Consider the following 21,778-nt stretch of genomic DNA (forward strand, 5'->3'; position numbering starts at 1 on the left):
CTTATTGGCCGTAGTAGGTTTTGCCGCTGGCCGCCATTTCACGCATGGTGTCGGTGACCTGATAGAGCTCACCCAGGTGAGCGTACTGGTCGGCGATGGCGACAATCTTGTCGAGGCCGACGGTATCGATATAGCGGAATACCCCACCACGGAAGGGAGGGAAGCCCAGGCCATAGACCAGGCCCATGTCGGCTTCAGCCGGGCTGGCAATGATGCCTTCTTCGAGGCAGCGCACGGTCTCGATGATCATCGGCAGCATGGTGCGGTTGATGATTTCGTCCGGGCTGAACTCGCCTTGGGCCTTGACCACGGCTTTGAGCAGTTCGTAGCTCTCGGCGGTGGCTTCTTTCTTGGGCTTGCCGCGCTTGTCCTCGGTGTAGACGTAGAAGCCCTTACCGTTTTTCTGGCCGAAGCGCTGGTTCTCGAACATTACGTCGATGGCGTCTTTGTCGGTCTTGCTCATGCGGGTGGGGAAGCCTTCGGCCATCACCGCTTGGGCATGGTGGCCGGTGTCGATACCCACTACGTCCAGCAAATAGGCCGGGCCCATGGGCCAACCGAATTGCTTCTCCATGACCTTGTCCACGGCCTGGAAGTCGGCGCCGTCACGTACCAGCAGGCTAAAGCCCTGGAAGTAGGGGAACAGCACACGGTTGACGAAGAAGCCGGGGCAGTCGTTAACGACGATGGGGGATTTACCCATCTTGGCGGCGTAGGCCACCACGGTCGCCACGGTTTCGTCGGAGGTGTGCTCGCCACGGATAACTTCCACCAACGGCATGCGGTGCACCGGGTTGAAAAAGTGCATGCCGCAGAAGCGCTCGGGCTTCTTCAGGCTTTGGGCCAGCTGGTTGATGGAAATGGTGGAGGTGTTGGAGGTAAGGATGGCGTCTTCGCCTACCACGCCTTCCACTTCGGCCAGCACACTGGCTTTAACCTTGGGATTTTCCACTACCGCTTCAACGACGATGTTCACGTCTTTGACGCTGTCGTAGCTCAGGCTCGGCACGATGTTGTTCAGCACGCCTGCCATCTTGGCGCCGTTGATCTTGCCGCGCTCAAGTTGCTTGTTCAAAAGCTTGGACGCCTCGGACAGGCCCAAGTGCAGGGCTTTGTCGTTGATGTCCTTCATGATGATGGGGGTGCCGGTGGAGGCGGACTGGTAAGCGATACCGCCACCCATGATGCCGGCGCCCAGCACCGCCGCTTTGTCGATGGCGTGAGCGGCCTTACCGGCTTTCTTGGCTTTGCCTTTGATCAGCTGGTCGTTCAGGAAGATACCGATAAGGGCGGTGGCCACATCGGTCTTGGCCAGCTTGATAAAGCCTTGGTGCTCGATGGCCAGGGCCTCGTCGCGGCCCATGCGGGCAGCGGCTTCGATACCTTTAACGGCGGTCATGGGGGCTGGGTAGTGCTTGCCGGCCTGGGCCGCCACCATGGCGGTTGCGGTGGCAAAGCTCATGCCCGCTTCCAGCTTGTCGAGCTTGAGGGCTGATTGCTTGGCGGCGCGGCGCGCTTGCCAATCCAGCTTGCCGGCGACGGCGCTCTTGGCCATGGTCAACGCGGCTTCAAAGAGTTTCTCCGGGGCTACCACGGCGTCCACCATGCCCACTTTCAGGGCGGCATCGGCACGGTTGTCCTTGCCGGTGGTGATGAGCTCCATGGCATTATCGGCGCCAATCACCCGAGGCAGACGCACGGTGCCGCCAAAGCCGGGGATGAGGCCCAGTTTTACTTCCGGCAGGCCGATTTTGGCGGTGGCGTCGGCCACGCGGATATCGGTGGCCAAAATGCACTCGCAGCCGCCGCCCAGGGCAAAGCCGTTAACGGCTGACACGGTGGGGAAGGGCAGATCTTCAAGCTTGCTGAAAATGGCATTGGCTTTTTGTACCCAGGCCAGCAGTTCGGGCTCGGGCAGCTTGAAGGTTTCGAGGAATTCGGTGATGTCGGCGCCGACAATAAAGGTGTCTTTGCCGGAGGCCAGTACCAGCGCCTTCACGCCTTGGCTGGCGCTGATGGCGTCCAGGGCGGCGTCCAGTTCGGACAGGGTCTGGCGGTCAAATTTGTTAACGGAACCTGGGGCGTCAAAAGTCAGAACGGCGATGCCGTCAGACTCCAGCGCCACCTTGAGGTTTTCACCTTGGTAAAGCATTTGGCGTTCTCCCTTTGTGCCTCTTGGCAGGTGGTCAAACCAGTCAAGGCATGATGGTAGTAATTTGCGCGGAATGCAATAGGGTTTTCAAACATCCGTTTAAGTTGCCTGTTTAAGTTGCCTTACAGCCACTTAGGGCACCCCAAAGGCGGCTGCCTTGGGTCGGTGCCGGGGCGATGATAGGATGGCGCATCTTAAAATCGATTGACGGTGAACAGTATGGAACATCTGGCACGCCTTTACCCTGACCATATCAACGAGTTGCAAAAGCGCACCCGGGCCGCCCTTGAGCGCAGTGGCTTCGAGGCGCTGGCCATTCACGGTGGCCAGCAGCTGGGCATTTTCCTGGATGACAACCACTACCCGTTCAAGGTCAATCCCCACTTCAAGCAGTGGCTGCCGGTCATCGATAATCCCCATTGCTGGGTCATCGTCAACGGTGTCGACAAGCCCAAGTTGCTGTTCTTCCGCCCGGTGGATTTTTGGCACAAGGTGGCCGATGTGCCCAGCGCATACTGGGCCGAAGCCTTTGATATCGTATTGATTGACTCCCCCGAAGCGGCCACCAAGGCCCTGCCGCAAAATAAGGGCCGGGTCGCCTATATCGGCGAGCACCTCGACTACGCCAAGCGCCTCGGCTTTAGCGACTGTAACCCCGGGCCGGTACTCAACTACCTGCACTACCACCGCGCCTACAAAACCGAGTGGGAGCAGGCCTGTATGCGCAAGGCCAACGCCATTGCCGTGAAGGGCCACCTGGCGGCCAAGGCGGCATTTTTGGCCGGGGCCAGCGAGTTTGCCATCAACCAGGCTTATCTGAGTGCCACCGAGCAGGGCGAAAATGACCTGCCCTATGGCAACATCGTGGCGCTGAACCGCAACGGCGCCATCCTTCACTACATGCATTTTGACCGCCAGACCAAGGCTGACAGCCGCAGTTTCCTGATTGATGCCGGTGCCAGCTTTAACGGCTTTGCCGCCGACATCACCCGCACCTACGCCCGTGAAGACAACGCCTTTGCCGAGCTTATCGCTGCGGTGACCGAGCTGGAGAAATCCCTAGTGGCCGGCCTCAAACCGGGCCTCAAATATGCCGAGCTGCACCATCAGTGCCACCTGGGCATTGCAGGTATCCTCAAGGACTTCGGCCTTATCCGCTGCGACGCCGAAACCTCCTTGGCCACCGGCATCAACCGCGCCTTCTTCCCCCATGGCCTAGGCCACCACCTGGGCCTGCAGGTGCACGATGTGGGCGGCTTTATGGCCAACGATTTTGGTGACCGCGAACCAGCGCCGGCTCAGCATCCCTTCTTGCGCACCACCCGCACCGTCGAAGCCGGTAACGTGCTGACCATCGAGCCGGGCCTGTACTTTATCGACAGCCTGCTCGAAGAGGTGCAAGCCGGTGCGCACAGCGAACTGGTGAACTGGGAAAAGGTAGAAAGCTTCAAACCCTTTGGCGGTATCCGCATCGAAGACGATGTTATTGTCCACAGCGACGGCGTTGAAAACATGACCCGCAAGCTGGGCCTGGCCTGATAGACTCCGGGGTTTCACGTGAAACCCCGTTTTTGCCATGTCCTACCCCATCCCCGCTGCTGGCGCTTCGGCTGAAGAGCTGGTCAAAAAAAGCCGCTTTATCACCCTGCTGGCCCATACCACCGGGCTGGATGAGGCCAAGGCCTTTTGGCAGCATTGCCGCGAGCAGCACCCCGGCGCCCGCCATTGGTGCTTTGCGGCTGTGGCCGGCCACCCCACAGACGGCCAGCAATATGCCATGAGCGACGACGGCGAGCCGGCCGGCACCGCCGGTAAACCGATGCTGGCGCAGCTACTGGGCAGCGGCGTGGGGGAGATAAGTGCGGTGGTGGTGCGTTATTACGGTGGGGTAAAGCTTGGCACCGGTGGCCTGGTCAAAGCCTATGGCGGCGGCGTGGGAGCGGCGTTGAAGCTGCTGCCAACCCGGCTTTATGTGCCCCAGGCAAAGCTGGTGGCAGAGCTTGATTATGCCCTGCAAAGCCAGCTTGACTGGTTGCTGGGCCAGTTTGATGGCCGCTGCATCGACACCCAGTTTGGTGAAAAGCTCAATTGCACCCTCACCGTGCCCCTGACCAGCGCCGAGGCCTTCGGCGCTGAACTCAGGCGCTTGAATATCCGCTTCAGCGCTGCAACATGAAGGTCTCGTATTCCAGTTCCTGGAACTGGCGAGACAACACCACCAAGCCCACCATGGAGCTGATCACCGTCGCCAAGGCGAAGCCGTAACCGTAGAAGTGCGGCCCGGCCAATATCGACAAGTAGGTCAGGCTGGCGTTACAGGCCATGAATAGCCCGGTCAGCACCAGGGCGCTGTGCCTTTTATCCAGGTAGAACATCACGTTGAGAATGGATAGCAGCACCACTTGCACCCCGACACCCACCACGTCGATGTAGAGCAGCGTGGCGTAGTTGGGGTCGATACCAATCAGCTCAAGCAGGTTCTGGCCCCACAGCAGCAGTACCACCACGGTGATGCCCTGGATCTTGAAGATGTCGTAGATGCCGGTACGGGCGGTACGGACCATCTCGTCCTTGAGGTGGTAAATTTCCTGCAAGGACGCGCCTTCGCGCACGGCGTTATAGAAGCGGTCGTACTGCTCGGCAAAATCGGTTTCCATACGCACCAAAAACACCGCCATGCCCGGGATGATGGACAGATAGGCCAGGAAGATGGGCAAGTCGTAGATGGGGCTGGCCCGCAGCGGCCCGAGGATGGCTTCCGAGGTGGTGGGGTAGTACCAGAAGATGAACTTGTCGGCCCAAACCCCCAGGTTATAGAAGAGCCCGCAGAAGAATAGGCTGTAAAAAACGTGCTTTTTCTGCAAGAAGCCGAATGAAATCAAACTGCTACCTGGGTAGCGGCGCATGATCACAAACAAGAAGCTAAACAGCAGCACCGTCTTGCCAATCAAAAATGCCAGCAGCAGCCCTTCGAGCTGCCAATGGCGCAGGGCCAGAGCCAGCAGCACCATCAGGGTATAACCGCCAAGCATGGTGGTGAGAATAAGCCGGTAGTCTTTCATCCCCGACAGGAAGATCACCACCAGCCACAGGTCGCTGAGGCTGACAAAGGCGCTGGCCATCAGCACCTTGACCTCGACGCTGGCCGGAATAAAAGGCCAGACGATGGCGGCGATCACCACCGCGCCGATGCTGGTTACCAGCACCGAGCCCAAGAGATTGGGCAGCACTTCATCGTCGCGCTTGAGGAAGAAGAGATCGGACACGTAGCGGGTCAGCATCAGCTGGGAGCCGCCGGTGAGGATAAGCGAGCCAGCCATCAGGTAGGTAACGGCCGTCAGAAACTGCACGATAAGCCCCTGGGGCACCACATAACCCAGGCTGAAGATACCGATCAGCATCAGTCCCAGGATGGACAGCACCCAGGGGCCGGAGCCGATAAGGCCGGCATAGCCGTAGGCTTCGAATACTGACAATAAGGTGTTCTTACGCAGTATCTTGCGGATCTCAAAACCTATTCCGGCCATGACATGGCTTCCTTGTAAAGCTGTTGGTAGCGCTCGAACATCAGGCGCTCGTCGTAATAGCGTTCAACCCGTTTCAGGCCGGCCTGTTGGTAGGCCTGCCAGCTGTCGCTGTCGGTGAGAATGTCCACCATGGCCCTGGCCGCTGCGCCGGGCGAGGCGATGGACACCACGGCGCCGGCTTTGCCCAAGGCGCGGTCTTCTTCGCCCAGGCCCTCGATTATCTCCCGGCAGGAGCCAACATCGGTGGCCAGCACCGGCACTCCGGCGGCCATGGCTTCCAGCAGTACCAGCGGCTGGGCCTCGGAGATGGAGGTCAGTGCCACCACCCCCAGCTGCGGCAGGATGGCGCTGACATCCTGCATGCCGAGGAACTTCACCTTGCCTGCCAGGTCCAGGCTGTCTACCAGCAACTGGCATTCGTGCAGATAGTTGGGGTCTTCCTCGGTGGGGCCCACTATCCAACCTTCCAGCTCAGGCAGGGCTGGCAAGGCCTCTTTGATGGCACGGATAAAGGTTTTGATGTCCTTGATGGGCACCACCCGGCCAATCAGCCCGGCCACTTTGGGGATCTCGGGGCCACGGGCGGCCAGGGCCTTGGCAAAGCGGCCCAGGCGGATACCGTTGGGGATCACCTGGGTCTGCTCCGGCGGCGCGCCGTCACGGATTTGCCGTTGGCGGTTGCCTTCATAGAGGGCGACGATGGGGCTGGCGTGCTGGTAAGCGGTGCGCCCCAGCTGCTCGAAAAAGTGGATCCACATGCGGCGGATATAGCCCATCTCGGCATTGAGATTGGGGCCGAGGCGGTCTTCCGATTCCTTTATCCAGCCGGCCTGAATAAGGTCAATCTTGCGCTCTTTGGTGTAGATGCCGTGCTCGGTAAGGGCAAAAGGGGTCTGGGTCAGCTGGCTGGCGCCGGCACCCAGGAACCCGGCATAACCGGTGGAAATGGCATGTAGCAGCCTGACTTTGGGCAGCTCCCTGGCAATGCGGGCGATTTTGAACAGCGGCCGGTAGATATTGCGATAAGCCCAGAAAAAATCCACGAAGGAAGGCTCGTCGCAATATTGCAGGTAGTAGTCGGCCAGCACCTGCCAGGAGGCCTGGGAATAAAGAAAGTCCTCTTCCGGCAGGCCGTCGCTTTTACCCAGGGACTCAAACAGCGCCTTTAACAGCTCGGCCGGAATCGGCTGCCGTGAGTCGCGAAAATGGTCCTGCACTTGGCGCCACAGCTCAAAGCGCTCGCTGTTACCGGGCCGGGAAGTAGGGCCCAGCAGGCTGTCTTCGTCGTCCATCATGTAATGGACGCTAAGGCCGGTCACGTTGTCTGGCAGCGTGTATTGAATGGGGCCGTAATGACTGGGGTGGCCACCTAAAAACAGCAGCTCGAATTTCAGCTCCGGCAGCCCGAGGATGAGCTGGTGTACCCAACTCGACACGCCGCCCCTGACATAGGGGTAGGTGCCTTCGAGGATCAGCAGTACATCAGCTTTGACCATGCCAATACTCCCTCAATTGTTGCAAAGCACTGCCGTTGGCCTGGGGCGGCAAGGCCGCCAGGTGCGCCCGGCAGTCGTCGTAGCGGCGCTGGTAAAAGGCGATTTCCGCCAGGTAAGGCATCACGTGGCGCCGGGCTATGGTTGTGTCGGCAGCCCGTTCAAAAAGGGGCTGGGCCTCTTGGTAGCGGCCAAGAGCCAGGTACACCCGGCCCAAGAACACCTCGGTGGCGGTGGTGGGATGCTGCTCGATACTGGCCTGGGCGTATTGGGCGGCCCGGCCCAGCACATATTGGCGCAGCTCGCCCTGGGCCAGGCCCAGGTAGCTCAGTTCCCAGAACTTCTCGGCCAGCTGACGGTTAAAGCGCCAGTGCTGGGCCTGCTGGGCCGGATCTTTCAGTTGGCTCTGCAACTGGTTGATTTGCTTGTTGATGCTGTTTTCCTTGCCGTCCAGCAGCGAGTAGGCCAGCAGCCGCACGTCGTCTTCGAGGTCCTTTAGGGCCAGGCGCAGGATGGGAATGGCTTCTTGGTCCGGCATGTTGCGGGTTGCCATCACCGCCGCCAGCCGCTTGTTGGGCTCGGAGGCGTTCTTGAGAATGGCCCGCAGCCCGCCAAGGGAGTAAACCGGCTTGGCGGAGAGCGCTTTGGGCTCGAAGGGCAACTCGGGAATGGGGTGTTCCTCCAGCGCCATGTCCTTGTCTTTGAGTGGCCGGTACAGGGCGTAGAGCATGGCGGCACTGATGCCGATGGTGCCAAGGCCGGGCAGGGCAAAGAACAGCACGAACAAAAACGCCAGGGTTGGCCGCACCGGCTTTTGGTATTGCACCGGCAACAGGTAGAGCATGGCGCCGGCCAGCAGCATGCTGGCCAGCAGGTGGGTGACCAGGGCCAGGGGGGCGTGGCCACTGAAGAACAACCAGCCGGCGAAGGCGTCCAGCACCACGGCCCCGGCAAATGCCCAGAGGGTCCTCATCTGCCGAGCTCCATGAAGTGGTTGATGGCCTCTTCATCCACCGGTAGCGACCGTTGCTCTTCCACCTGAATATTGAGCTCTGCCAGGGATTTACCCAATCGCTCGACGCTCCAGCTGTTGATCCGGCCGATAAAACCGGCCTGGTCCAGCTCGTCGGCCAGGGGCATCAGCAGCAGCAAGGTCAGGGATTGTGCGTCGTAAAGGTAAACGTCCAGGCCGCGGCGGGTGGCGTTGAGGTGCTCCAGTACCCTTTCGGCCTGAGGTGAGGGCTCGGTGGCGCGAATTTTCATCAGCTGGGCCGGAATGGCGTAACGCTTGGCCTCGCGCTGGGCGCGCAGTACCTGGGCGTGGAAATAAGGTTTCTCGTCCGGCCCCATGACCGGGTTGGCCAGGGCATGGCGCAGCAGGTCGCCCACGTGGCCGGCCATAACCGCCATCAGGGTCAGGGTGGCTTCGCGTAGGGTAAAGAACTGGATTTGCTCCACCAGCAGCACCCCATAGACCCGGTCGTTGACGTCGATAAGGGGAATGACAATCTGGTACTGGCTCTGCTCGGCCCGGCTTTGCAACTGGGCCACCGAGATCAGCTCGCGCTGCTCGAACATGGCCAGCACCATGGGGTCTTTGCTGTTGGCAGGCTGGGTTTGGCCGACCCGGGCCAGGGGCTCGCCGATGATTTTGCCGTCTTCCACGGCATAGAGGCTGACGCTTTGCAGGCCGCCGTATTCCACAAAGAGGCCCAGGATGGCGCGAGCTGCCTTGTCCAGGCGCCGCTCCTGCAATTGGCCGATGGCCGAGCGCACCGCCTGCAAAGACTCGCGCAGGCTAAGGGCGTGGCCAGCCAGCATCTGCTCCAGGCGATCGTGGGAGCTGCGCAGCAGGTGGTAGTGGCGGGTAAAGGTGTCGAGGCGGTCACGCACGTAGTCGAGCTGCAGCTTTTGCTGCTCGTTGGTGCGCTCCCAAAGGTCACGAAACTCACCGGCCACCATGGCCACCAGGGCGTAACCGACCATGGTGCCAAAAGGGTAGTGCTGGGCTGTTATCAGGGCGTCGACCCGGCGCAGCAGCAATTGCCCTGCCACCAGCAGCAACACGCTGGCCAAACCCTTGGCAAAGCCGTAGCGCAAGGCCACCAGCAACGGGCCCAACATCGGCCAGGCGAAATCGCCGTGCTGCCAGAAGGGGTCACTGGGGCGCAGCCAGGCCGGAATGGCCAGGGCCAGGGCGGTGAAGACTAAAACTTCCAGCCAGGCCTGGGGCTCGGGTACCTGCCGGGCTTTGCGCAAAGAGGGTTTCACTGGCCGGCCTCAATCTGGTCGAGAAGATCAGAGAGCACGTCCTGGGCAGTGGCGGCCAGGCTGTCGCGGCCCCAACCGCTCTTGGCGATGGTGCCGGTCCAGACCGGAGTGTCTTCGCCCAGTTTGGTGAGGTTAAGGGTCACTGCCACCACCGGTTCGCCGTCGAGGCCTGCCTTGTAGCGCCATTCTTCAATGGTGCCGCTCAGCACATAACCGACCTGCTGGCCGGCCAGCCATTTTTGAGCCTGGGTCAGGCGGTACTGGTCGTCCAGAGGCGGCAAATCGGCCTGGGCTTGGCGAGGGTAGCGGCTGAGCTTGGGCAACTGGCGCTGCTGCCAGAGGCTAGCCAGGATGTCTTCGGCCTTTTCACCGGCCAACGGGGTTTGGGCGTGGTTGACCAGAGGCATCAGTGCCACCCGGCTATTGCTGGCCAGGGTAACGGTGTCGCCCACCTGGGCAGTGGTACAGGCGCCCAGCAGCAAAGCCAGACAGGGCAGAATGAACCGCAACATAGCGTCTCCTTGTTAAAAATGAAGGTAGTAACCGAGCTGGACCTGGGTGTCGCTGGCACCCTGACGGTTACTGCTCTGGTAATTGAGTTTCAGCTGCAACAGGTCGTCACCGGTGACCGACCAGCCGGCGCCGGTACTGAGGGTAAAGTCGGCCTGGCCTATTCGGGGCTGGTAACCGACGCTGACATCCACCGTCCAGGCCGGCTCCGCACCGAGGTGCGGCGGGGTCAGTTCGGCTCCCGGCCCCCAGACAGAACCGATGGCGTAGCGCCTAAACGGCTCCACCAGCGCCTGGTATTCAGGGTGATGCGGCACCGGTACCGGCGGGCGATTGGGAAAGCTTTGCCAGATGGCGGCGCCATAGAGGGCCCAGCCTGGGCGGTCGGCCAACAGATCAAATTGATAGCGGGCGTCGTACTGTTGGCCGCTCGCCAAAGAAGGGCCGTCACGCAGCCCTACCTTGAGGTGGGCGGCAGACAACGCCAGCGACTGGCGGTTATCCAGGCGGTAATTGGCGTTCACCCCAAACAGGCTTTGCTCGCCCCAGGCTAGCAGCACGTCAGACTGGCGGCTCTCCTGGCTGGTGGCCAGATCCAGGCCAAGGCGGGTGCGCTGGTCCCATTGGTAGTCCACCGCCACCGCCAGACCAGAGCGCACCGCGCCTTCACCTTGGTGATGGTCCACATCCAAGTTCAGGTGCCAGCGCTGGTATTGCCAGTCGGCGTTGGCCGCCATCAGGTTGCCGTCGTTACCCTGGTTATCTTGATAGCCGGCGCTGAATTTCCATTGGGCCTGGGCAAAGGGCAGATACAGCTCTACCTGCTGCTGGGCGCTTTTGAGGCCGGCATCGGGTTGCAGCCAGAACGCCAGGGCCCGGAAGTGGGCCGGGCGGGCCGCCCTTGCCAGATCTAGCTCAGTCTCGGTGGCCTCCCTGGTCACGCCTTTGTCCCAGGCTTCCATAGCCTGGTAGGGGCGGTTGAGGTAAAGCCAGGCACTGACCTTGTCGGTAGTCTGGCTGACCTGCCCCTTGGCCAGCAGGGATTTCACGGTATGGAAATCGCCGTCCAGCATCGCCAGTTGCAACTGTTGCCAGGGCAACAGGCGTTTGGCGGCCTGGCGGTGTAGCCACCAATAGGAGGCAGCCTGCTCGGGAGCCATGGGCGCGATGGTGTCCATGCCCAGGCGCGCCTGCAAGAAGGGCACCACCCGCTCGCCCCACCAGTTCAGCTGCAGATCGGCATAGGCCTGTTGGTTCTGGGGCAACTGGCGGGCCAGGTAACGGTTAAGGCGGAAGGCGTCGTCATGGCGGCCAAGAGCTTCTATCTCGGAAGCGAGGTTCACCAGGTTGGCCAGATCCTTGGGATGACGCTTGGCCATGTAGCGGAAATAGAAATAGGCCTGGCGGTGGTCACCCAAGAACTGGGCAAGGCTGCCCAGCAATGGCGCCCAAGCATCGGAGGCTGGCTGCTGCTGGTGCTCGTCCAGTATGGCCTGGGCCGCCTTTTTGTCCTGCAGGGCCAGGGCCAGCCAGCCTTGAGACAGCGCCACTTCGGTGCTGCCAGGGGCCAGCAGTTTGGCTTGGCGCAGCGACGCGCGGGCCTCTTCAAGCTGTTGATGTTGCTGCTGCCAGGTCCCGACATAGAGCCAGGCACTGGCCAGTTGGCGGTCGGCCGGCTGGCTGGGCAGCACCGCAGCCAGCCGGGCAAAGCCTTGCTCGTCTTGCAGCTGCCAGCACAGCTCGGCAATACGGGCCACGTTGCTGGCAGTGCGCGGGCGGGTCCACAGGTAGGCCAGCAGGCCGGGCTTGTCGTCGCCAAAGCGAGCCTGCTGATAACGGTATTCCAGGCCGGGCAGGTTGGGGGCCAGCTGATGCAGGCGCTGGTAGGCAAAGGTGGCTTCGGCCTTGTTGCCAACCCGCCAGGCCATTTCGGCGCGGGCATCCCAAAAGCTGATGTCCTTGCTGGTGTTGCCGTTTTTCAGCACCGCCAGCGCCGCCTTGTAATCGTTCTCGAGCCAGTAGGCGCGGGCAAACCAAATCAGGTGTTGGTCATCACGGGGGCCTTTGTAGGTGGGCCACAGGGTGCGCAGGGCGTCTTGGTCACCCATTTCGTGGTTGAGCCTGGCCAGCCAGCCGTCGCTCTGGCTGTCTTTGCCGTAACGCTGCTGGTAGTGGTGAATGTCGGCTACCGCCTGCTCCGGGGTGCCTTGCCATTCCTGGGCGTCGAGCCAGCTGTCAAAGCGCTGGGGGCTCAGCCGGTGATGGCCAGCCAGGTAGCGGTAGATGGCTATCTGGTCGTCATAGCGGAACAAGCCGTTGGCATCATTGAGGCTCGCTTCCACATCTGCTGGCGTGGCACTGCCGTCGGCCATCAACCAGCGCAGCTCGTCCAGGGCGTCGGCGGGGCGATTGAGCCAGCGCAGCAATTGCCAGCGCCGCTGATGCAGGGCCTGGTTGTTGGGTTGCAGGGCCAGGCGCTGCTCCAAGATGACCTCGGCGCCCTGGATGTCGCCATTGGCCAGGTGGGCCTGCTCGGCCAGGGCCTGGCGCTGGGCATTGTTTGGATCCTGGGCCAGCAGCTGGTCGGCCAGCCGCTGGGTGTCCTTGCTGTTGCCGGCCAGTTGGGCCAGCTTCAGGGCGCGCTGCAGATCGCTCTGGTCGCCGTATTGCTGCCACCACTGGTAGGCCAGCACCGGTTGGCCGGCGGCCAGGGCGGCGGCGATGGCGTCATTGAGGGTGTCTTTGGACAAATGCTGGCCGTAAAGCTCGCTGGCCTTTTCCGGGTGGTTGGCGGCCAGCCAGGTGCGAGCGGCCAGCAGCGGCTGGTCGTGGTCCTGATAATACTGGGCGAGCTGCGCTTCCAGGCCCAGCGCCTGGGCATACTGCAGCTGCTGGGGAGTCCAGTCGCGGTTGCTCTCAAGGCTGCTGACCAGCTTGGCTTTGTCGTTGGCGCTAAGCGTGCCGGCCTGGAACTTGGCGTAGTAAAGCTGCTGCTCGATGGCGGCCTTTTCCTTGCTAGCAGAGATCTCTGCCAGCAGCGCCGCGGCGCTGGTCAGGTCGCCAAGTTTGATTTCCACCTCGGCCAGCTTTTGCTTGAGGTGTTCGTTGTTTGGGTCCTGAGCCAGGGCGGCGCGCAGGTAGGCCCTTCCGAGGTTGGGGTCTTTGGGTACCTGATCGTTTTCAAAAAACAGCGAGCTTGGGAACAGGATATAAAGCAGCAAAAAGGTCACCAGCAGCATCAATACCGCTGCCGGCAGGGAAATAAGGGACGGCCTGGCTTTTGTGATGAGCTTTTTCACTGTTGAGTCCCGCACGCAAAGTGCCCGGCAAAGTCGCCTTCAGGCAGTGAAAACTCGGTCAGCCGGCCTTTTTGCTGGCCGCTGTAAGAGGGGCCTTGGTCGCTGACAAAACGGCAGCCCTCGGCGTTAGCGAGGATAAGGTCCGCTTTTTGCCAGGCCTTGAAGGCCACCTTGCCCGGCAACTGCCAGCTTTTCAGCAGCACGTTGGCCGACACCAGATAAGGCTTGCGAGGGCTGGCGCTACCTGCCAGGGCAAAGCGGGCATCGCCGTTTACCACATGCAGGTAGCGGCCATCTTCGGTGGCCCCGGCCAGACCCTGGCTGGCGTCGAGCTGGGCATAACCCAGCGCTTTTGGCAGGCGCAGGGTGCGCAGGTATTTGCTGCTCAGCAGCCAGTCACCTTTGGCATCGCGGGCCAGGGCGCTGAAGTAGAAATCCTTAGCCATGCGGGCGTAGTGGCTCAAGTGCGCCGGGGTATTGGGGCGGCTCAGCACATAGCCGATGTCGTCCCTAAGGGCTTGGAGGCCTGCCGGGTTGGTGCCGGAGTAAAAGTGGAAGTACAGCCCGAACGGCTTGAGCCGGTAGGGGTGGCCGGTGATGTCGAAGGTTTCCCTGACCCGCCGGAAGCCGAAATAGGGGCCATGCCAGAGATCGGTGTAGACGTTCTCGTTCATGATGGGGGCGTACACCTGATACAGCAGGTCGCCCTCGGGGCGGCCGATGGGCCAGATCTCGGAGAGGCTGGGGTTGTCGCGGGTCATCACGGTGTTGCCGCCGTTGACGTTGAGTACCCCCATCTTGCGGGCGTGGGCCAGGGCCACCGGGCCGGGGGCGGCGTCACCGCTCCACAGCATCATCACCACTTTCTTATCTTTAGGGGCCAGGCGCTCGTTGATGTAGTCGATAGAGCCGTCGATTTCCTTGGTGAGATCAATCTTGTTGTAGCCGGGGATGGTCAAATGAAAGCCGTACTCGGTGTCTTCCTCGGTGAGCTTCTCGCGCCCGGCGATTTGCGACCAGAAAAAGGGGTGGCTGTAGGTGTGGGAGGCGATTTCCACATAGGGCTTTTTGAAGATGTCCCTGGCGATAGCCTCAAGCTGCGGGCTTTCCTTGGGGTACATGCCGGTGGGGCCCACTTCCCCTTGGATAACCGACACGGTAATAGGCAGCTGGTAGTGCTCGATGATCTGCTTTTCAATCACTTCCCCGGCAAAGGGTTGGCCCGGGAAGCGGGCGCGGCTGGGGAAGGCATCGCCGTCGATATGCAGGGTAAAGAGGCGCCGGCCGCTTTCGGTGGTGACATCAGGGGCCGGAATAGGCGCCAGCCCCAGGCCTTTTTGCAACAGGGCGACGGGGTTTATCAGCCAGCGGTTTTCTTCGAGCGGCAAGGCATCAATAAGCCAAGGTGACAGCACCACGGCGCCTTTATCGGTGCGGGCGCCCTGCAGTACCGGCTCGCCGTTACCGGCCTTGATGCTGATCAGCGCCTCGGCGCCTTCGGCCAGGGTGGCAGAGTAGGGCTCGAGGTTTTTCAGCGACAACGCCGTCTCGCCTTTAAGCCAGGGGGCCATCTCGGTCTGGCTGAAGGGGCCTTTGGGCGAGAGGCTTTGCAGATTAAGGCCCAGGCCGGCTAATAACGCGGGAGACTGCGGGATCTCCCCCAGCAGCAGTTCCGGCAACTTGCCCTGCACCTTTTCCAGCCAGCTCACCAGCTCGGGGCGGTAGAAAGCGGCGCTTTCGGCCCACACCACGACCCCGGCAAAGAGCGCCTTGTCAGCCGGAGGCAGCGGCTCCTTGCTGATGTCGATGTAATCGGGCAGGTAACCTAGGTATTCAATCAAGGTGGACAGGCGCTGGTGCACTTGGGTATTGATGAGTGGCTTGAGGGTGCTGTCGAAGGGCACTATTACCCGCCGTGGCACCGGGGTCAGCTCGGAGCTGCCCCAGGTCAGCAGGTGGCCGTCGGTTACCCAGGGGGCAAAGCCGGCCTTGACGATCTGCTGGGCCATGGCGGCTCTTTTGGCAAAGGGGGCGTAGTCAATGACTTGCACCGCAAAGCCCAGGGCCTTGGCGGTATTGAGCTGGGCGCTCAGCCATTGCTGGTCGGCCTGGTTGGTGCCTTTGTAGCTGTTGTCTTCGGGATTGAAATGGCTCAACAAGCCTTCAGCCACCACCCGCTCGGCCTGGCCCTTGAGCCAGGGCAGCAACTCAAAACCGCGGTTTAAAATCAGGTGGTGCTGAAACTGCTCCGACAAGGATTGCACGGCAGCCAGCAGTGCCTGGCGCTGGGCGGGTTGCTGGTCTTGCGGCAGTTGTTGGTAGCTGTCGAGGGTATCGAGGAACAGGCCGTAAAAACCCCTGGCTTTGAGTTCCTTGGCACGGGTACTAAGGTGGTTTTTCCAGCGGTCGCTGGTCAGGTCCATGATCTGGCTTTGCCAACTGGCGTTGACTTTGAGACCCTTGGCGTCTTTGGCATCGGACTCGCCAACGCTCAGGTAGGCATAGGTTTTAATGCCTCTTTCGTTCAGCCATTTGAGCTCTTCGGCACTGATATTATCGGGCTGGACCACCACGCCAGGATAGAAGGTCATCTCGGCCAGCGGTTGGTGTTGGCCATAGAAAAAGGCAACGCTGTCGCTGGTCGAAGCCCAAGTATGAAAGCTGATAAAAAGGGCAAGAAGCCAACGCATCATCTCAGTACATCCGTTACTTCGCGCAGGCGTCGCCCAAACCGGTAGGAAAGGCCTGAAATCATTTGTAAAAATAGTGCGTCAATATATTGACGAATCTTTCCTTAGTCAAATAATGGAAGCCGGGAACGGGTGTTTTTTGGTTCAAAAATCACCGTTTTGCGAGATTTATCAAGAATTCCTGCAATATCATCAACTCTTAACACATGGAACAGTCATGGCTCATTCAACTTTCCTGTTGGCCTATTCATCTGTCGACGGCCAGACCCGCACCATCATGCACCGCATAGCCGAACAGTTGCAGCAGGCCGGGCACCAGGTGCGCTTTTGCGATATCGAGCGCCATGGCGAGCCGGAATGGGAAGGGATTGACGATGTGATTGTGGGCGCGGCGGTGCGTTATGGCGACCACCGGTCTTGCCTGTACGACTTTGTAAAAGCCCATGCGGTGGAATTGACCGCCAGGCCCAACGCCTTTTTCTCGGTGAACATGACCGCCCGCAAACCCGGCAAGGACACCCCTGAGGGCTCGCGTTATATGCAGAAATTTCTGGAAAAGAGCCCCTGGCATCCGCAGCGGTTGGCGGTGTTTGCCGGGGCTTTGCAGTGGGATAAGTACCGTTTTATCGACAAGCTGATGATCCGCTTCATCATGTGGTTGACCAAAGGCCCCACCGATACCCGCCAGAATGTCGAACTGACCGACTGGGCGGCGGTAAAGGCCTTTGCCAAGGCGCTCAGTGGCGCCAAAAAGACGGGGTAAGCACCGCCACCACGGTCAGGATCTCCAGGCGGCCCAGCAACATGCCCAGGGCCAGCAACCACTTGGCGGTATCGGGCAGACTGGCAAAGTTGCCGGCCGGGCCTATGATGTCGCCAAGGCCGGGGCCGACGTTGGTTACCGCCGTTATGGAAGCGGTAAAGGCGGTCACCATGTCCAGCCCCAACAGACCCAGGGCCAGGGTGATAAAGGCCACTACCAGGAAGAAGGCGAAGCTAAACGCCACCAGAGAGCGGATGATGTCGTCGCTCACCGGCCGGCGGTTGTAGTTCTGCACAAACACAGCATTGGGGTGAATAAGCTGCTTGAGCTGCAGGTGCAGCATGCCGGCTGCCAATTGGAAGCGGAAGATCTTGATGCCACCCGAAGTTGACCCGGAACAACCGCCCACAAACATCAGCAGCAGGAAGGCGGTCACCGCAAAGGGGCCCCACAGGCTGTAGTCGGTGAGAGCATAACCGGTGGTGGTTACCACCGACACCACGTTAAAAGCCGACATCCGCAGCGCATCGAGGAAGGGCTCGCCAGAATGCAGGCTCATCCAGGTTGCCAGCACCACCGACACCGCCGTTAAAAACAGCACGTAGCCCCGGAACTGCTCGTCACGCCACAGGTTCCACTGGTTCTTGCGTACCGCGTTTACCAGCAGCAAAAACGGCATGCCGCCGGTCATCATAAATAATGTGCCCACCCAGTGGCTGGCCTTGCCAAAGTGCGCCATGGAGGCGTCCGAGGTGGAGTAACCGCCGGTGGAGATGGTGGTCATGGCGTGGTTGACGGCGTCAAACCAGTTCATGCCCGACAGCCAGTAGCACAGTAGGCAAAGGCCGGTGAGGGTGAGATAAACCCAGAGAATGTCCCGGGCCAGGGTGGCGGTACGGGGTGCGCTTTTATCGGTCCACTCCGAAGATTCGGTGCGGAACAGCCGCATACCACCAACCCCCAGGAAGGGCAGTACCGCTACCCCCATCACGATAAAGCCCACGCCCCCCAGCCACTGCAACAAGGAGCGCCACAGCAGGATGGAATGGGGCATGGTGTCCAGGCCGGTCAGCACCGTCGAGCCGGTGGTGGTGATGCCGGACATGGTCTCGAAGTAGGCGTCGGTGTAGGAGATGTGCTCCACAAACACCAGCGGCAGGGCGGCAAAACCCGACACCAGCACCCAGGTCATGGAGGTGAGCAGGAACATGTCCCGCACCTTGAACCGGCCCAGCTCGCGGCTGCCCTTGGTTATGCACAGCAGCGCTGCGGCATAGGTGATGGCGGCCGACTCCAAAAACTGTACCGTGCCGTGCTCGCCGTCCCAGAAGGCCAGGGCGGTGGGCAGCAGCATCATCACCGCCAGTACGTTGAGGAAGACGCCGATGATGAACAGGACAGGTTTGTAATTGAACATAGGCGGCCTAGAAGAACAGAGCGCTGGGCTGGAACAGTTTCTCGACCGCTGTGATGTGCTGCTTGTTCACCAGGAACAAAATCACATGGTCGCCGCTTTCGATAATGGTCTTGTCGTGGGCGATGAGCACTTCGTCGTCCCGCACTATGGCGCCGATACTGGCCCCCGGCGGCAACTTGATGTCGGCCACCGCCCGGCCTACCACGTGGGAGGTGCCAGGGTCGCCGTGGGCCACGGTTTCGATGGCCTCGGCCGCGCCCCGGCGCAGGCTGTAGACGTTGACGATGTCGGCGCGGCGGATGTGGGTCAGCAGCGCCGAGATGGTGGCAGTCTGGGGCGAAATGGCGATGTCGATGGTGCCGCCTTGCACCAAGTCCACGTAGGCGCCGCGCTGGATAAGTACCATCACCTTGTGGGCGCCCAGCTGCTTGGCCAGCATTGCCGACATGATGTTTACCTCGTCGTCGTTGGTGACGGCGATAAAAACATCGGTCTGGTCGATGTGCTCTTCCAGCAGCAGCTCCTGGTCGGAGGCGTCGCCGGTAAAGACGATGGTGTCGCTGAGCTTCTCGGAGAGGTAAGCGGCGCGGGCCGGGCTGCGCTCAATGAGTTTGACCGCGTATTTCTTCTCGAGCTGCTTGGCAAGGCCGGCCCCGATGTTGCCGCCACCGGCGATCATCACTTTGCGATAGGGCTGTTCCAGGCGCTGCAGCTCGCTCATCACCGCTCGGATATGGTTGGAGGCGGCGATAAAAAACACTTCGTCGTCCGCTTCAATCACCGTGGTGCCCTGGGGCTTGATGGCTCGGCCCTGGCGGAAGATGGCCGCCACCCGGGTATCGACGTTGGGCATGTGCTCGCGCAGGGTAGAGAGCGCATTACCCACCAGCGGCCCGCCGTAATAGGCTTTGACCGCCACTAGTCCTACTTTACCGTCGGCAAAGTCCAGCACCTGTAAGGCGCCGGGGTAGTCCACCAGGCGGCGGATGTAGTTGGTCACCAAGGATTCGGGAGAAATGATGTGGTCCACCGGGATGGCGTCGTCCCCAAACAGGTTTTCGCGCTGCTTGAGGTATTGGTCGGCGCGAATCCGGGCAATCTTGGTGGGGGTGTGGAACAGCGTGTAGGCCACCTGGCAGGCGATCATGTTGGTTTCGTCGCTGTTGGTTACCGCGATCAGCATGTCGCCGTCTTCGGCGCCGGCCCGGCGCAGGGTGTCGGGATGGGCGGCATTGCCGTGGATCACCTGGATATCGAAGCGGTCCTGCAACTCGCGCAGGCGGTCCAGGTTCTGGTCGACCAGGGTGATATCGTTCTGTTCGCCGACCAGGTTTTCAACCAGGGTGCCGCCCACTTGGCCAGCACCCAGAATGATGATTTTCATTACCCAAGTTCCCGTTTCAAAAGGGCTTTGGAATGGACTACGGCTTTTTTAGCACCCTTGCATAGAAGAAGCCATCCATCTTGTTTTGTCCGGGCAGCAGCTGCCAGCCGGGTTGTTGTGCGCTCTCGTCGTCCCTGATGGGCAGCAGCTCGGCATCCGGGGTGCGGGCCAAGAACCCTTGCACCTGCTCGCGGTTTTCCACAGGTAATACCGAGCAGGTGGCGTAGAGCAGGGTGCCGCCCGGTTTGAGCATCTGCCAGCAGTTATCGAGGATGCGGGCCTGCAAGGCGGCCAGCTCGGCGATGTCCTGGTCGCGGCGCAGCCAGCGGATGTCCGGGTGGCGGCGAATAACGCCGGTGGCGGAGCAGGGAGCGTCCAGCAAAATGCGATCAAAGGCCTTGCCGTCCCACCAATCACGCTGGCTGGCGTCGGCGGCCACCACCTTGGCGCTGAGCTTGAGCCGGGCCAGGTTTTCCTGCACCCGCGCCAAGCGCTGCTCGCTGACATCAAGGGCCGTTACTTCGGCATCGGCCAGCTCCAGAATATGGGCGGTTTTGCCACCGGGGGCCGCGCAGGCGTCGAGGATACGCTCACCGTCGGCTGGCGCCAACAGCTGGGCGGCAAATTGGGCGGCCCCATCCTGGACGCTGACCGCGCCGCCGGCAAAGCCGGGCAGGGCGGTTACATCCTGGGCCTCTGCAAGATAAAAGCCGCAGGTAAGTGATTCTTCACTTACTACCTCGATGCCAGCTTGGCTGAGGGCGTCAAGGTACTGGGCTTTGTCGCCCTGGCGGCCGTTAACCCGCAACCACAGCGGCGCCTGCTGGTTGTTGGCTTCTGTCAGCTCCTGCCAGTTGCTCGGGTAAGCGGCCTTGAGGCGGGCGATCAGCCAGTCAGGATGCAAGGTGGCTACCGCCTTATTCTTGGCCGCCTTTTCCAGCAGAGCCTCACCCTGGCGCTCGGCGTTACGCAACACGCCGTTGACCAGGCCTTTGAGTTTGCCCTGGCCCAGCAGCGGCGCTGCCGCCACGGTTTCGCCAACGGCGGCGTGGGCCGGAATACGGCTGAAATAGAGCTGATAGAGCCCCAGCACCAGCAGCCGCTGCAGGATACGAGTCTTACCCTTGAGGGGTTTATCCATCAACTGGCCAAGGGCTGCCTCCAGCAGGCGGTATTGGCGCAGGGCACCAAAGCACAGGGCTTGGAGCAGTGCCTTGTCTTTGGGGTTGGCAAGGCTTGCCTGGGCGACGGGCAGGGCTTCATTGAGAGACTTGCCTTCGTCCAGTACCGCGCTCAAAACCCGGGCGCCCTGAGCGCGAAGCTTGGCGCTCATGACAGCACCGTGCCAACGGCAAACCAATCCTGGCGGGCGTTAAGCACGTCGCTGGCAGACATGGCCTTTTTGTTGGGGAGCTGCAATTGCAGGATGCGCAGCACCCCGTTGCCCGTGGCAACGTCGATACCGCTTTTGCCGCAGGCGACGATGGTGCCGGGGCTGTCGCTACAGGGGGTATTTAGCACCTCGGCCTGCCACAGCTTGACGCTTTGTTCCTGCACCTCAAAATGGCTGACCGGCCAAGGGTTAAAAGCCCTGACGCAGCGCTCGATAAAGGCAGCCTCTTGGTGCCAATCGATGCGGGCTTCTTCTTTACTGAGTTTCTCTGCGTAGTTGGCGAGGCTGTCGTCCTGGGTTTGCGGCACCAGGCTCTCGAGCTTGTCGAGGGTCTCAAGTAGCGCCACAGGGCCAAGCTCGGCCAGCTTCTCGTAAAGGCTGGCCGAGGTGTCATTGGCTTCGATGGCCAAGCTCGCCTTTTGCAGCATGGCGCCGGTATCAAGGCCTTTGTCCATCTGCATGATGGTGACCCCGGTGTCCTTGTCGCCGGCCCAAATCGCGCGCTGGATAGGCGCCGCGCCGCGCCAGCGGGGCAGCAAGGAGCCATGCACGTTCAGGCAGCCAAGGCGCGGCATGTCTAGCACCGCTTGCGGCAGAATAAGCCCGTAGGCCACCACCACCATCACGTCGGCCTGGTATTGAGCCAGTTCGGCCTGGCCTTCGGGCTTTTTCAGGCTGACCGGCTGGTGCACCGGCACCCCGTGGGCTTCGGCCAGCACTTTTACCGGGCTGGGAGTGAGCTTTTTGCCGCGCCCGGCCGGGCGGTCCGGTTGGGTGAACACCGCCACCACTTCGTGATGGCTGGCCAGCAAAGACGACAGATGGCGGGCCGCGAAATCCGGCGTGCCCGCGAAGACAATACGCAATTTAGTCAAGGGA

Annotated in this window: 15 protein-coding genes; 3 read left to right on the plus strand and 12 right to left on the minus strand. The window is 61.2% G+C overall.

Annotated features, from left to right (window positions below; all coding sequences use genetic code 11):
* Position 1: 1 nt before the first annotated feature.
* Complete coding sequence (gene fadB / locus AC22G1_RS00060) at positions 2-2,152, minus strand: fatty acid oxidation complex subunit alpha FadB (protein WP_487314989.1); 2,151 nt, start codon at positions 2,150-2,152, stop codon at positions 2-4.
* Positions 2,153-2,371: 219 nt separating this feature from the next.
* On the opposite strand from fadB, the gene pepQ reads away from it, so the two are divergent.
* Positions 2,372-3,691: a Xaa-Pro dipeptidase gene (pepQ, locus tag AC22G1_RS00065; RefSeq protein ID WP_487314990.1), complete on the plus strand. Its 1,320-nt coding sequence runs from the start codon at positions 2,372-2,374 to the stop codon at positions 3,689-3,691.
* 37 nt (positions 3,692-3,728) lie between these two features.
* The gene (locus AC22G1_RS00070) at positions 3,729-4,328 is read left to right on the plus strand and encodes a YigZ family protein (protein ID WP_487314991.1); all 600 of its coding nucleotides are present in this window, start codon (positions 3,729-3,731) and stop codon (positions 4,326-4,328) included.
* Here AC22G1_RS00070 and pelG read toward each other — a convergent pair.
* Genes pelG through AC22G1_RS00105 form a run of 7 tightly spaced genes read right to left on the minus strand, consistent with a single transcriptional unit; the run spans position 4,312 to position 15,945 of the window.
* Positions 4,312-5,679: an exopolysaccharide Pel transporter PelG gene (gene pelG / locus AC22G1_RS00075; RefSeq protein ID WP_487314992.1), complete on the minus strand. Its 1,368-nt coding sequence runs from the start codon at positions 5,677-5,679 to the stop codon at positions 4,312-4,314. The two genes, AC22G1_RS00070 and pelG, sit on opposite strands and share 17 nt — an antisense overlap.
* Entirely contained in the window at positions 5,667-7,175 is a 1,509-nt protein-coding gene (gene pelF, locus AC22G1_RS00080) for a GT4 family glycosyltransferase PelF (protein WP_487314993.1), read from the minus strand. The genes pelG and pelF overlap by 13 nt, the downstream gene beginning before the upstream one ends.
* The gene (locus AC22G1_RS00085; protein ID WP_487314994.1) at positions 7,162-8,145 is read right to left on the minus strand and encodes a hypothetical protein; all 984 of its coding nucleotides are present in this window, start codon (positions 8,143-8,145) and stop codon (positions 7,162-7,164) included. Before AC22G1_RS00085 ends, pelF begins: the two co-directional genes overlap by 14 nt.
* A complete protein-coding gene (locus AC22G1_RS00090) occupies positions 8,142-9,443 on the minus strand; it encodes a PelD GGDEF domain-containing protein (RefSeq protein ID WP_487314995.1) in 1,302 nt (433 codons plus the stop codon). Before AC22G1_RS00090 ends, AC22G1_RS00085 begins: the two co-directional genes overlap by 4 nt.
* A complete protein-coding gene (locus AC22G1_RS00095) occupies positions 9,440-9,955 on the minus strand; it encodes a hypothetical protein (protein WP_050660746.1) in 516 nt (171 codons plus the stop codon). Before AC22G1_RS00095 ends, AC22G1_RS00090 begins: the two co-directional genes overlap by 4 nt.
* Before the next feature lie 12 nt (positions 9,956-9,967).
* Entirely contained in the window at positions 9,968-13,252 is a 3,285-nt protein-coding gene (locus AC22G1_RS00100) for a tetratricopeptide repeat protein (protein ID WP_487314996.1), read from the minus strand.
* Entirely contained in the window at positions 13,249-15,945 is a 2,697-nt protein-coding gene (locus AC22G1_RS00105) for a bifunctional glycoside hydrolase/polysaccharide deacetylase family protein (protein WP_487314997.1), read from the minus strand. The genes AC22G1_RS00100 and AC22G1_RS00105 overlap by 4 nt, the downstream gene beginning before the upstream one ends.
* Positions 15,946-16,159: 214 nt before the next feature.
* Here AC22G1_RS00105 and hemG point away from each other — a divergent pair, with 214 nt between their 5' ends.
* Positions 16,160-16,705: a menaquinone-dependent protoporphyrinogen IX dehydrogenase gene (gene hemG, locus AC22G1_RS00110; protein ID WP_487314998.1), complete on the plus strand. Its 546-nt coding sequence runs from the start codon at positions 16,160-16,162 to the stop codon at positions 16,703-16,705.
* Here the strand turns inward: hemG and AC22G1_RS00115 are convergent.
* From AC22G1_RS00115 to fmt, 4 genes are read right to left on the minus strand one after another with little or no spacing between them, the layout of a single operon-like run.
* A complete protein-coding gene (locus AC22G1_RS00115; protein ID WP_487314999.1) occupies positions 16,680-18,122 on the minus strand; it encodes a TrkH family potassium uptake protein in 1,443 nt (480 codons plus the stop codon). The genes hemG and AC22G1_RS00115 overlap by 26 nt on opposite strands.
* Positions 18,123-18,129: 7 nt before the next feature.
* A complete protein-coding gene (gene trkA / locus AC22G1_RS00120; protein ID WP_487315000.1) occupies positions 18,130-19,506 on the minus strand; it encodes a Trk system potassium transporter TrkA in 1,377 nt (458 codons plus the stop codon).
* A 37-nt stretch (positions 19,507-19,543) separates the two neighbouring features.
* Positions 19,544-20,839, minus strand: coding sequence for a 16S rRNA (cytosine(967)-C(5))-methyltransferase RsmB (gene rsmB / locus AC22G1_RS00125; RefSeq protein WP_487315001.1), 1,296 nt, complete (start codon positions 20,837-20,839; stop codon positions 19,544-19,546).
* On the minus strand, positions 20,836-21,774 hold the full coding sequence (gene fmt / locus AC22G1_RS00130) for a methionyl-tRNA formyltransferase (RefSeq protein WP_487315002.1): 939 nt from the start codon (positions 21,772-21,774) through the stop codon (positions 20,836-20,838). Before fmt ends, rsmB begins: the two co-directional genes overlap by 4 nt.
* Positions 21,775-21,778: the final 4 nt, after the last annotated feature.

It is taken from the genome of Gallaecimonas zhanjiangensis, from assembly GCF_057624825.1.